At 71.1% G+C, this 11,684-nt stretch carries 10 protein-coding genes and 4 tRNA genes; 6 read left to right on the top strand and 8 right to left on the bottom strand.

Features of this window, described 5'->3' with window-relative positions:
- Positions 1-203 precede the first annotated feature (203 nt).
- The 3 genes from ACZ7LS_RS22820 to ACZ7LS_RS22810 all read left to right on the top strand — a co-directional run bounded on the left by ACZ7LS_RS22820 (position 204) and on the right by ACZ7LS_RS22810 (position 2,589).
- Entirely contained in the window at positions 204-668 is a 465-nt protein-coding gene (locus tag ACZ7LS_RS22820) for a hypothetical protein (protein WP_382527124.1), read from the top strand.
- Between the two features lie 65 nt (positions 669-733).
- On the top strand, positions 734-1,630 hold the full coding sequence (locus tag ACZ7LS_RS22815) for a thioredoxin domain-containing protein (protein ID WP_382669655.1): 897 nt from the start codon (positions 734-736) through the stop codon (positions 1,628-1,630).
- Complete coding sequence (locus tag ACZ7LS_RS22810; protein WP_385130606.1) at positions 1,627-2,589, top strand: cytochrome c biogenesis CcdA family protein; 963 nt, start codon at positions 1,627-1,629, stop codon at positions 2,587-2,589. The genes ACZ7LS_RS22815 and ACZ7LS_RS22810 overlap by 4 nt, the downstream gene beginning before the upstream one ends.
- Before the next feature lie 53 nt (positions 2,590-2,642).
- On the opposite strand, the gene ACZ7LS_RS22805 is transcribed toward ACZ7LS_RS22810, so the two are convergent.
- From ACZ7LS_RS22805 to ACZ7LS_RS22785, 5 genes are all read right to left on the bottom strand, one after another.
- Positions 2,643-2,716 (bottom strand) — tRNA-Phe (locus ACZ7LS_RS22805).
- Positions 2,717-2,737: 21 nt separating this feature from the next.
- Positions 2,738-2,812, bottom strand: a tRNA-Asp gene (locus ACZ7LS_RS22800).
- A 39-nt stretch (positions 2,813-2,851) separates the two neighbouring features.
- A tRNA-Glu gene (locus tag ACZ7LS_RS22795) sits at positions 2,852-2,924 on the bottom strand.
- 80 nt (positions 2,925-3,004) lie between these two features.
- Positions 3,005-4,663 carry a metallophosphoesterase family protein gene (locus ACZ7LS_RS22790; RefSeq protein ID WP_382527133.1) on the bottom strand — a complete coding sequence of 553 codons (1,659 nt, stop codon included), beginning with the start codon at positions 4,661-4,663 and terminating at the stop codon, positions 3,005-3,007.
- Between the two features lie 222 nt (positions 4,664-4,885).
- Positions 4,886-5,236 carry a metallopeptidase family protein gene (locus ACZ7LS_RS22785; protein WP_030350046.1) on the bottom strand — a complete coding sequence of 117 codons (351 nt, stop codon included), beginning with the start codon at positions 5,234-5,236 and terminating at the stop codon, positions 4,886-4,888.
- A gap of 168 nt (positions 5,237-5,404) precedes the next feature.
- Between ACZ7LS_RS22785 and ACZ7LS_RS22780 the strand changes: the two genes are divergently transcribed.
- The 3 genes from ACZ7LS_RS22780 (at position 5,405) to ACZ7LS_RS22770 (ending at position 8,890) form a co-directional block, all read left to right on the top strand.
- On the top strand, positions 5,405-6,040 hold the full coding sequence (locus ACZ7LS_RS22780; protein WP_385130602.1) for a hypothetical protein: 636 nt from the start codon (positions 5,405-5,407) through the stop codon (positions 6,038-6,040).
- Between the two features lie 286 nt (positions 6,041-6,326).
- Positions 6,327-8,546 (top strand): DEAD/DEAH box helicase, encoded by a 2,220-nt coding sequence (locus ACZ7LS_RS22775; protein ID WP_385130599.1) that lies wholly within the window; start codon positions 6,327-6,329, stop codon positions 8,544-8,546.
- A 271-nt stretch (positions 8,547-8,817) separates the two neighbouring features.
- Positions 8,818-8,890, top strand: a tRNA-Lys gene (locus ACZ7LS_RS22770).
- Between the two features lie 42 nt (positions 8,891-8,932).
- Here the strand turns inward: ACZ7LS_RS22770 and ACZ7LS_RS22765 are convergent.
- From ACZ7LS_RS22765 to ACZ7LS_RS22755, 3 genes are all read right to left on the bottom strand, one after another.
- Positions 8,933-10,504: a site-specific integrase gene (locus ACZ7LS_RS22765; RefSeq protein WP_469450028.1), complete on the bottom strand. Its 1,572-nt coding sequence runs from the start codon at positions 10,502-10,504 to the stop codon at positions 8,933-8,935.
- A gap of 106 nt (positions 10,505-10,610) precedes the next feature.
- Complete coding sequence (locus ACZ7LS_RS22760) at positions 10,611-11,087, bottom strand: hypothetical protein (protein ID WP_385137376.1); 477 nt, start codon at positions 11,085-11,087, stop codon at positions 10,611-10,613.
- Between the two features lie 120 nt (positions 11,088-11,207).
- The gene (locus ACZ7LS_RS22755) at positions 11,208-11,585 is read right to left on the bottom strand and encodes an XRE family transcriptional regulator (protein WP_385137375.1); all 378 of its coding nucleotides are present in this window, start codon (positions 11,583-11,585) and stop codon (positions 11,208-11,210) included.
- Positions 11,586-11,684: the final 99 nt, after the last annotated feature.

The raw sequence follows: 11,684 nt of genomic DNA, 5'->3' as shown, positions 1-11,684 counted from the left end.
TTCAGCGGCGGCCCCGGCGCGGCGCCCGCGCGGCCCGGCGCGGTGGCCCCGGCACGGTGGTCGCGGCGGCCGGGGTGGCTCGGCGGGTCGGGGGCCGTATTGCCCGATCGGGAGGAGCACCCCTTACGATGCGAGGCACGTACCCCGCGTCCCCTGCCCCGCCCTCTGTCCCCGTATCGCCGTCCCTCGGAGAGGCTCAGCCGATGCCCCGCACGCGCACCGGAAGCAGGCGCCGCCGCTTCGTGGGTGTGGGTGTGGGCGGGGCGCTGCTGGGAGTGCTGGTCGCGCTGCTGTTCTGTCTTCCGTCGACCGCCGTGGCCGTCGAGACGGTGGGAGCCCCCGGGACGGCTGGGGCCGCGGTGGCCGTCGAGGGTGTCGGGACCGTCGAGCCCGCCGGGACCGTCGGGGCCCAGGCCGGCGCGGTCGGCGGCGGTCAGGGCGGCCAGACCCCGGGGTGCGGGCGCGGCGACCGGGACGATACGGGCATCCCGCCCCTCACCCCGTCGCGCGGCAGCTCCGTCCATGAACTGCTGCCCGCGCTCCACGACGCCCGCGACGCCGCCGGCGCGTGGGGCGTCGCTCAGGCCGTCCTCGCCGTGACTCCCGATCGCGGGCCGCCGCCGGTCGCCGCGCCGTCTCCGGTCGATCTCTCCGTACTGCGCGTATAGGGCCCGGCTCCGTCCGCCCCTTTCATCCCCTTTTTTCATGGATCGCTACGGAGAGTCGAACCCCCATGTCCGCACAGCCCTCCCGCATGTCCTCCCGCCGCGCCGTCGCCATCGGCGCCGGAGTCGTGGCCGCCGCCGCCCTGCTCGGCGTCGTCTCGTACACCGCCACCAAGCCCGACACCTCCACCCGCGTCACGACCGGGGACAGCCCGGTCACCGACGTCTCCGCGGAGCCGCAGGCCGGGGTCTATCCCGAGCTGGCGAAGCTCGCCCGCCGCGACGCGGCGGACCCGCTCGCCGTCGGCCGGGCGGACGCGCCGGTCGTCATGGTCGAGTACGCCGACTTCAAGTGCGGCTACTGCGGCAAGTTCGCCCGCGACACCGAGCCCGGACTCGTCGAGAAGTACGTCAAGAACGGCACCCTGCGCATCGAATGGCGCAACTACCCGATCTTCGGCGAGGAGTCGGAGGCCGCCGCCCGCGCCGGCTGGGCCGCCGGACAGCAGGGCCGCTTCTGGGAGTTCCACTCGGCCGCGTACGCCGAGGGAGCGAAGGAGAAGGGCTTCGGCGCCGCGCGGCTCGACGCGCTCGCCCGGGAGGCCGGGGTGAAGGACCTGGACCGGTTCCGGCGCGACCGTGCCGGAGACGCCGCCGCGGCGGCCGTACGGAAGGACCAGGAGGAGGCGTACGGCCTCGGCGCCACCTCCACGCCGTCCTTCCTCATCAACGGCCGCCCCATCGCGGGCGCGCAGCCGGTGGAGGCCTTCACGCAGGCCATCGAGTCGGCGAAGGCCGCGGCGAAGCCCGCCCCAGGTTCCGGCCCGAGGCCCGGCCCCGAGTCCGGCCCCGGGTCTGCCCCGAAGCCCGGCCCCGACTCGGCTTCCGAGTCCGCCCCCGGGGCCGGCCCCGAGCCCGGCACCAAGTCTGCCCCCGAGGCCGGAACGGGGGACGGGGACCAGTGACCGACATCGGGTATCCGGTCGCGCTGCTCGGCGGGCTCCTCGCGCTGCTCAGCCCGTGCGGCGCCCTGCTCCTGCCCGCGTTCTTCGCGTACTCCATCGACTCGGCCGGCCGGCTCCTGGCCCGTACCGGCATCTTCTATCTCGGCCTGGCGACCACGCTCGTCCCGCTGGGCGCCGCCGGTTCCTTCGCCGGCCGGCTGTTCTACGGGCACCGCGATCTGCTCGTCGCCGTCGGCGGCTGGCTGATCATCGCGCTCGGGGCCGCCCAGATCCTCGGCATGGGCTTCGCCTCGCGCCGTATGGCCGCGCTGTCGGGCCGGATCCGGCCGACGACCGCGCTGTCCGTGTACGCCCTCGGCATGGTCTACGGGCTCGCGGGCTTCTGCGCGGGCCCGATCCTCGGCAGCGTGCTGACCGTGGCCGCGCTGAGCGGCAGTCCCGTCTACGGCGGGCTGCTGCTCGCGGTGTACGCGCTGGGCATGGCCGTACCGCTCTTCCTGCTCGCCCTGCTCTGGGAACGGTTCGATCTCGGCGGGCGGCGGTGGCTGCGCGGCCGGGCCTTCCGGCTCGGCCGCCTCGAACTGCACACGACCTCGCTGCTCTCGGGGCTGTTCTTCCTCGTCCTGGGCGCGGTCTTCCTCGTCTTCGACGGGACGACGGCGCTGCCGGGGCTGCTCTCGGTCGACGACTCCTTCGCGACCGAAGAGTGGGCGCGCGGGGTCGGGGCGGCGATCCCGGACTGGGCGCTGCTGGGTGGGGTGGTGCTGGTGGTGGTGATCACATTGGTGCGCTGGCTCCGCGGACCCGAGGGGCGCGGTGACGAGCGCGAGGGCCGTGAGGAGCGGACCGAGCGAACCGGGCCGACCGAGCACCACAGGTCGGCCGAGCGGGCCGAGCGCGACAAGCCCACCGGGCCGACCGGGCCGACCGCCCCGGTCCGTACCGAGACCGGGGCATGAGAAAACCCCCCGCCGAGAAACTCGGTGGGGGGTTTCGCCCTCACGGGCCGAAGTGGCTGGGGCCGGGATCGAACCGGCGACCTATCGCTTTTCAGGCGATCGCTCGTACCAACTGAGCTACCCAGCCACGCAACCTCGACGGCTGCAGCGGTCCTGACGGGATTTGAACCCGCGGCCTCCACCTTGACAGGGTGGCGAGCACTCCAAACTGCTCCACAGGACCAAGCAATGTGCGAGCACTAGTCTCGCACACAGTGTTGCGTGCCCCCAACGGGATTCGAACCCGTGCTACCGCCTTGAAAGGGCGGCGTCCTGGGCCACTAGACGATGAGGGCTAAGGGCCCGCCTGGGCGCTTTGCAGCGCGTCGGGGACGTGAGAAGCATATGGGATGGGCAGAGCTATCGCCAAAACGGTTTAGGGAGCGGGCAGCGGGACGTCCGGCGTACGGGAGGGGGAGCCGGGCGTACGCGACGGGGAGCCCGGCGGGGCCGACGGGGAGCCGGTGCCCGACGAGGGACCCGTGCCGCCGGTGCCCGACGGGTCCGGGCCCGGTGAGGCGTCGGCCCCCGGTGTGCCCACCTCCTGTGGAAGATGGCGGCTGACCTCGGCGGTCGTCAGACCCAGCCCGCCGAGGGTGATCTCGTCCCAGGCCTGGAGCCGCTTGGTGGTCCGGTCCAGATAGAGCACCGACATCTGCACCTTCTCGGGGCTCTCGTTCTGTACGGCGCGCAGCCCGCCGCCGCCCGTGGAGCCCTCGATCTTCAGCCGGGTGCCGTGCGGCAGCACCTCGGTCTCGCGGTGGTGGATATGGCCGGAGAGGGCCAGCGGTACGAGGCCGTCGGTCTCGCGCGCGGCCACCGGGTTGTGGGCGACGGCGATGTCCACGGGGGTGCCGGCCCGCCGCTGGTCGCGGAGGGCCGAGGCGAGCCGAATGCCCGTCATGCGTTCCGCCGGGTCGCCCTGGGCCTCCACCGAGCGGTCGGGGGTGAACTGCGGGTCGCCGCTGCCCGCCACCCGTACCCCGCCCACGGTGACGGCACGGCCGTCGTCCAGCACCCGGACGTTCTTCATGCGCCGCAGATACTCCTGGGTGCCCCGCGAGTCGTGGTTGCCGCGCACCCAGACGTACGGGACGTCCAGGTCGGCGATGGGGTCGAGGAAGGTGTTCTCGGCGGAGGCGCCGTGGTCCATGGTGTCGCCGGAGTCGATGATCACGCCGATCCCGTACTGCTCCACGAGGGAGCCGATGATGTGCCAGGCCGCCGGGTTGAGATGGATGTCCGAGACGTGCAGCACCCGGAGGGTCGCCGGGTCCGGCTGGAAGGTGGGGAGCGTGGAGGCGGCGTCGTACAGCTTGGTCACGTTGGTGACCAGCCGCGCCAACTCCTTCTGGTAGACATCGAAATCGTTCACGATCGAGCGCGCGCTGCCGACCACCTGCGGGGCGGAGGAGAGCAGTCCGGAGAACCGCGGCTCCAGCACCGACTTGGGGTTCCAGGTGGCGTACGCGCCGACGCCCGAGGCGGCCAGCAGCGCGAGCGCGAGCCCGCCGGCGGCGAGGGCGCGGCGCGGGCGGCGGTAGACGGCGAGCCCGAGCGCGGTGGCTCCGGAGACGACGGCGACGACGGACCGTACGGCCAGCTCCGTGGTGCCGTCCATGACGTCGTGGCTGACCTCGCCCTGGAGGCCGGAGAGCCGCTCGGGGTGCTCGACGAGCGCCTGGGACCGTACGGGGTCGAGCTGGTCCACATCGACGTCGAGGCGGATGGGGGCGGTGTGCGTGCTCAGCTCCAGCGCGCCCAGCGGCGAGACGTTGATCTTGGTGCCGCCGGTCAGGGACGGGCGGAGCGTCATCTTGGTGTCCATCGGCCCGACCGGGGTCCGTACGCTGCCGACGATCAGCAGCCCGAGCCAGGCGCCCAGCAGGACGACGGAGAGCAGCCCGACAGCGCGGCTGTAGGGGTGCGGGGAGTGGATCAGGGCGCTGGTGGGGGCGTCGCGGCGGGAACTGAGATGGCCCTGGATGCGGGTGAGCGAAGTACGGAACGGGAAGCGTGGTACATCACGGGCCATTGGTCGCGTATGCCCACGATGGGGGCGGACCATGCCTGGCCACGGCCATCAGGAGTAGTCCGGCGTCGGGCGCGGTGCGCGGGGTGCGCGTGGTGGGCGGGGTGCGCGTGGCTGGCGGAGGTGTGGTGGGCGGGGGATTCCGCTTAGCCCCGGCCCTTCACCCCCGGCCCTTCACCCCCGGCCCTGCTTGTCACCCCCGGCTGTTACCCCGGCCCGGCGGGGTTACCCCCAGCCCAGCTCGTGCAGCCGGTCGTCCGCGATGCCGAAGTGGTGGGCGATCTCATGGACGACGGTCACGGAGACCTCGTGCACCACGTCCTCGGGGGTCTCGCAGTAGCGCAGGGTCGGCCCCATGTAGATGGAGATCCGGTCGGGCAGCACCCCGGCGTACCACTCGCCGCGGTCCGTGAGCGGAGTCCCTTCGTAGAGCCCGAGCAGCTCGGGGTCGGACGCGTCGGGTTCGTCCTCGACGAAGACGGCGACGTTGTCCATGACCTTGGTCAGCTCCGGTGGGATCTGATCAAGGGCCTGGCTCACCAGCTCTTCGAAGGTCTCGCGTGTCATCTCCAGCACATGGCCATTGTCCAGCAGAGCCCGGCCGAACGACCCTCGCCTTCCGCATGCGTGAGTGCGGGATGCGTCCCGGGCGTGTCCCCGGCGGGGAAAAGGGAGTTGAGCAGGGAAACCCTCACCTCGCCGTCGGCGGGGAGACCCGTTCCGTGCCCCCCGGAGGTGCCACTCGTGCGCCAGTTGTCCGCCCCAGGCCGTTTCGCCGTCTGGATCGTCACGTCACTGGCGGTCGCGGCCTCCACAGGCTGCATGAGCGTCGGTGAGGACGAAGGAAAGCCGGCGCCCTCGCGGTCGGCGGAGGACCAGGACACCGCGGCCGAGCCCGACGGCGTCACGGGCGAGGGCGCCGGAGCCGGTGAGCCCTATGCCTGGCAGGGCCATACGGAAGGCGGCGCCGAGAGTTCCGGCGCGGACGGGCGCGGGAAGGAGGGCGGGGACGAGAAGGGCGACGGCAAGAGCACGGGCGACAGGGCCGGCGGCGGCGACAACGGAGCGTCGCCGAGCGCCAGTTCCGATGTCACGCCCTCGCCCGAGCCGTCGAAGGGCACGCGTCCGCAGCCGGGGAAGCCGGCCCCGCCGGGCGACGGCCCCGAGCCGCCCAAGGAGCCCACGCGCCCCGCGCCGCCCGCCTCCCCGCCGCCGGGGCCGCAGGATCCGGAACCACAGCCCGAGCCGGAGCCGACGAGGCCGCCGGAGCAGCCGTCCGCGTCACCGGCGGCGGACGTCCGTACGGGCGCGATGTCGGCCGCCGACGGGATGGGGATGCGGAAGGAACCGGCGGCTTCGCCGCAGCTCGGGCCGGTGTGACGGGGGTGACGGCGGAGGCGGTTCGCGCACCGTCCCCGCACCGGTCCGCGCACCGTCCGCGGCCCGGTCCGCGCACCGGGCCGCGTATCGGTCTGCCCGGTGGTTTGCCTAAGAGGGGGGAGGGTGCGTATGGTAGTAGATCGTTTGATCATTGCCCGGCGCCGACACAGAAGAGCGCCGCGTGGCGCGTACTCTCCCTTGCCGTGGCTGACCGCATTGAGGCGGTCGATTTGCGAATCACGGAGTTTGGGCGCGTGCCGAGACTCCGGAAGGTTTCGCATTTCGCATGTCCATTTCCAGTACTGACCACGCCGTCATGCCCGAGAACGAGTTCCCCGAGACGGTCACCGACGTGACCGCCGAGGCCGCCGAGGCCCCTGAGACCGTTGAGGGCGCGGAGGCCGTCGTGGCCCCCGAGACGGCCATCGAGTCGCCCGAGTCCACCGAGGCCTCGGTGCTTGACGAGGAGTCAGGTGCCGACGAGGCCGGCAAGGCCGACGAGACCCCCGGACTCACCTTCGGCGACCTCGGCCTCCCGGACGGCATCGTCCGCAAGCTCACCCAGAACGGCGTCACCGCCCCCTTCCCGATCCAGGCCGCGACCATCCCGGACGCCCTGGCCGGCAAGGACATCCTGGGCCGTGGCCGTACCGGCTCCGGCAAGACGCTCTCCTTCGGTCTGCCGCTGCTGGCCACGCTCGCCGGCGGCCACACCGAGAAGAAGAAGCCCCGCGGCGTCATCCTCACCCCGACCCGTGAGCTGGCGATGCAGGTCGCGGACGCCCTCCAGCCGTACGGCGACGTGCTCGGCCTGAAGATGAAGGTCGTCTGCGGCGGTACGTCGATGGGCAACCAGATCTACGCGCTGGAGCGCGGCGTCGACATCCTCGTCGCCACGCCTGGCCGGCTGCGCGACATCATCAACCGCGGCGCCTGCTCGCTGGAGCAGATCCAGATCGCGATCCTCGACGAGGCCGACCAGATGTCGGACCTGGGCTTCATGCCCGAGGTCACCGAGCTGCTCGACCTGGTGCCCGCGGGCGGTCAGCGCATGCTCTTCTCCGCCACCATGGAGAACGAGATCAGCACGCTGGTCAAGCGCTATCTGACCAACCCGGTCAGCCACGAGGTCGACAGCGCCCAGGGCAATGTCACGACCATGACGCACCACGTGCTCGTCGTGAAGCCGAAGGACAAGGCCCCGGTCACCGCCGCGATCGCCGCCCGCAAGGGCCGCACGATCATCTTCGTACGGACGCAGCTGGGCGCCGACCGTATCGCCGAGCAGCTGCGCGACTCGGGTGTGAAGGCCGACGCGCTGCACGGCGGTATGACGCAGGGCGCGCGGACGCGGACGCTGGCCGACTTCAAGGACGGTTACGTCAACGCGCTGGTCGCCACCGACGTCGCCGCGCGCGGTATCCACGTGGACGGCATCGACCTGGTGCTGAACGTGGACCCGGCCGGTGACCACAAGGACTATCTGCACCGCTCGGGCCGTACGGCGCGGGCCGGCAAGTCCGGGGTCGTCGTCTCGCTGGCGCTGCCGCACCAGCGCCGCCAGATCTTCCGGCTGATGGAGGACGCGGGCGTGGACGCCTCGCGCCACATGGTCGGCGGAGCCGGCGCGTTCGACCCGGAGGTCGCCGAGATCACCGGCGCCCGTTCGCTCACCGAGGTCCAGGCCGACTCGGCGAACAACGCGGCCAAGCAGGCCGAGCGCGAGGCCGCCGAACTGGCCAAGCAGCTGGAGCGCGTCCAGCGCCGCGCCGCCGAACTGCGCGAGGAGGCCGAGCGCCTGGTCGCCCGTGCGGCGCGCGAGCGGGGCGACGACCCGGAGGCGGCGGTGGCCGAGGTGGCCGCCGAGGCCGAGCGCGCGGTGGAGGAGGCGGCAGCGGCCGCCGCTGCCGCCGTACCGGCGCAGCGCGAGGAGCGCAGGGACAGCCGCGACGACCGTGGCAACTTCGGGCGCCGCGACGACCGCGGCGAGCGCAGTGGCCGGGGCGGCGCGCGGGGCTACACCCCGCGTGACGACCGCGGCGGTGAGCGCCGTGACGACCGTGGCGGTTTCCAGCGCCGCGACGACCGCGGTGGTGACCGTGGTGGTGATCGTGGTGGCTTCCAGCGCCGTGACGACCGCGGTGGCGAGCGGGGTGGCGAGCGCGGCGGGTTCAACCGTGAGCGCCGTGACGACCGTGGCGGTTTCCAGCGCCGCGACGACCGTGGTGGCGAGCGGGGCGGGTTCAACCGTGACCGCCGTGACGACCGTGGTGGCGAGCGCCGTGACGACCGCGGCGGCCGTTCCTTCGAGCGCCGTGACCACCGGGGCAGCGACCGCCCGTTCAACCGCGACCGCCGCGACGACCGCCCGTCGAGCGGCTTCCGCCCCGGCGGCCACGACCGTCCGTCCACCCGCCGCGACGACCACCGCGGCGGCACGACGGGCACCGGCACCGGCTCCTTCGGCCGCCGCGACGACAAGCCGCGCTGGAAGCGCAACGGCTGACCGTCCGCGACAGCGGTCCGGCTGACGCGTCACCAGGGCCCGTGTCCCACCCCCGAGGTGGGACACGGGCCCTGCCCGCGTCCGGGGACCCGAGGATCCGAGGGAACGGACACCCCGCCCGCCCCGCCCCACGAGAACCCCCTCCGGCCACCCTGCCGACCCCACCCCCGCGAACCGCGCAGACACCCACACCGACGCGCGACATACCCACGAGCGGATACCCGATCGGCGCAGGGCCGACGGCGGGCTATGCTCGTGTGTGTTGTGCCGAGGGCCGTTAGCTCAATTGGCAGAGCAGCGGACTTTTAATCCGTTGGTTGTGGGTTCGAGTCCCACACGGCCTACGCTTAAGCCCCAGGTCAGAGATATCTGGCATGGGGCGGCTCTCATTTCTGGGTCTCGTGCGTGAGCGATGCGTGAGCGGGCGTCCCGGAAACGGGCTTTCGGGCACGCGGGACGGCCGCCGCCGCCCGCTCCGTCAGCTCCTCCTCGTACTCCTCGAACAGCTCCATATACGTGTCGACCGTCAGCACGTAGGTGGAGTGCCTCAACTTCACCTTGGCGTCGTTCATATCCCCGCCGCCGGCCTTCACGAGGGCTGCCGCTCCGTGTCGCAGATCACGCAGATTGATCGGCGGCAGACCGGCGTCCGTCATGATCCGCACGAAGGCTTTGCTGACGTCGTCCGGATGGAGCCAAGAGCCGTCTTCCTTGGTGAATATCTTCCCCGTGTCCACCCACGGAAGGCGCGCCTCTATCCGCGCCGCCCGCTCCGCCTGCTGCCGGACACGGTGCGCCGTCAGGGCCTCCACTGTGCCCGTGTCGATGCGTACTGTGGCCGCCGAGTCCTCCGTCTTCGGGGCCGTCTCGATCGGCGTCCAGCCGTCAACGACGATCTCCTTCGCCACACGGATGGTGCGTGACTCGTAACTGACGTCCGCCCACTCCTGCCCGACGCCCTCGCCGCGACGCAGGCCGTGGTGGGCGATCAGATGGAAGAAGGCGTACAGCCGGTCGTTCTCCGCCGCGTCAAGGAAGGCACCCAGCTGCTCCGGAGTCCACACCATTACGGACGACGGCTTCTCGCCCGTCTCTTGCCAGCGCGCCACCCGGGGCGCCGTCCAGAGCTGCCCTTTCGGCCGCTTCGCCGTCTCCAGCTCCACGAACTTGGCTGGGTTGAACGTGATGTACTCCCGGCCGATCGCAAAGTTGAGGGCCGTCCGCAGGGTGCGCCGGATAGCTTGCTTCGTCGCTGGCCCCGTAATGCGCCGGAACGGGGGCATCTCCGCCAGGCGTTCCTTCTCCACCGCCAGGCGCGCGCGCTCGGCCGTCGGCGGCCGGCCGCCTTTCGCCCAGCGGCACCGCTCCACCTGATCGCGCCGTGCAGCATTCTCCGCGGCGATCGTCTCGTTCGCATCATCGATCGCGTCGAAGAACTCCTGAGTTTGTCCCACGGTCAGACGGTCGAGCCGGCGGTGTCCGAGACCCGGCCGGAGGTGGTATTCGACATGCGACCCGTATCCGTTGACAGTGGTCTTACGGCGAGCCTTCCGCTTCACGCCCAGCCACTCGTCCAGCAGATCGGCCACGGTCATCGAGGCCGTCAGCTTCTGCCCGCGCACCAGTCGGCGCCGCGTCTCCGCAAGGTCGGGCAGTGGAGCCTTCTTGTCCTTACTGACAGCCTCCAACAGGTCGCCTATTCGAATCAGCGCCTCGGTGTCGTCGCTCTCCGGCAGATCAAGCAGGGCCCGGACCTTGTCCAGGTCGCTCTGGGCCTTCGTCGCTGACTCGTACCCGGACCGGTTGAAGCTGCGCCGTACGCCGTCCGCCTGCGCGGGCAGCTCCTGGCGCACGGCGTACACCCCGTGTCTGCGGCTGGACAGTTGTGGGCAGTCCTTGCCCAGCGATCTGCCGTCCTCGCCGCGGCAGTAGCAGCGGCGGTATGTCGAACCCTTCACGATTGCCCTCCTGGACCTGAACTGGCCCGCTGGACGCGGGTACTCACCAGTCTGTTCGGTAGGCGGCTGGACGTGGCCGCGATGCAGAACTCCGTTGGTGGGTAGGTCAGTTGTCCAGCAGATTCATGCCGCGCCAGCGCTGCACCCAGAGTCCATCCCCGGTGATCCGCGTGAGGTACTCGTTCATCTCGTCACACAGCCGGGGAGTGGCGAGGCCCGAGCGGATCACCCACGCGAACCGTCCCTGCACTTCCAGCGGCATGCAGGTAAGGCCGTCTGGAAGCTCCCGTGCAGGAACGATCCTCCACGCGACATGGGCCAGCCCGAGCCCCTCCGGCGCCTTGTAGACGCGGTCCGCGCCCTCAGGATCCCAGGTCTGCGCCCATCGGCCCTCGGCGCCAAGCAACTGCGTGTGGTAGTCGTTCAGGTCCCGGCAGAGGTCTGGATGCGCGTGGCCGTACCGGATGGCCACGGTGATGGCTCCGTCGTCCTCGGTGAGCAGGCATGCGTGCCCGGTGGGGATGCCCTCCTTCTTGCTCCCCAGCAAGAAGTTCACCCGTGTCACCTCGTTGACTTTGATCATGTCGTACCCCCCTGCGAACTGACCGTATGTCAGTTCGATTCCAGAGCCGGAAGCAAAGACTCCGACAAGGATCCCCATCATGCATAGTCGTTTAAGTCTGCACCAGGGGTTACAAGAAAATTACTGAGAGTCACTCTCTGGGGTGGACTCGGCGCCCCATGCTCTCATGAGCTGGCGCGCGCGCTTCTGATCGTCCGGAGGCATCGACTCGTAGTCCTGCACCAGGGCCCGCACTGCATCGGACCACACGGTGTCGATGCCGAAGAACTGGGCGCCCGCAGCTCCCTGGACCTTCCACAGAGGCAAGCTCAGGCCGGCCGCAAGGGCGCGCAGCTCCGGGAGCTGTGGCGGAATGACCGGGAGATGCCTCTCCAGGCGATTGATCACGGCGAACTTCCACAGCGGCTCACCCGGATCTTCCGGATCGATGCACAGGTCCGCCAGCTTCCGGAGGCTTAGCCCCAGCTCCGCGCGTCGGTCCCGCACGAGGTCGGACAAGTCCGTCCGAGTCCTTGGCTCCGCCATGAGATTCATCCTGCCACTCCGCTGCCGCTAGGTGTCTATCTGGCCGGTGATCCCGATCCAGTTCTGAGGCAA

It is taken from the genome of Streptomyces sp. NPDC039430 (genome assembly GCF_055639435.1).
This window is presented reverse-complemented; position numbering and strand designations above follow the sequence as displayed.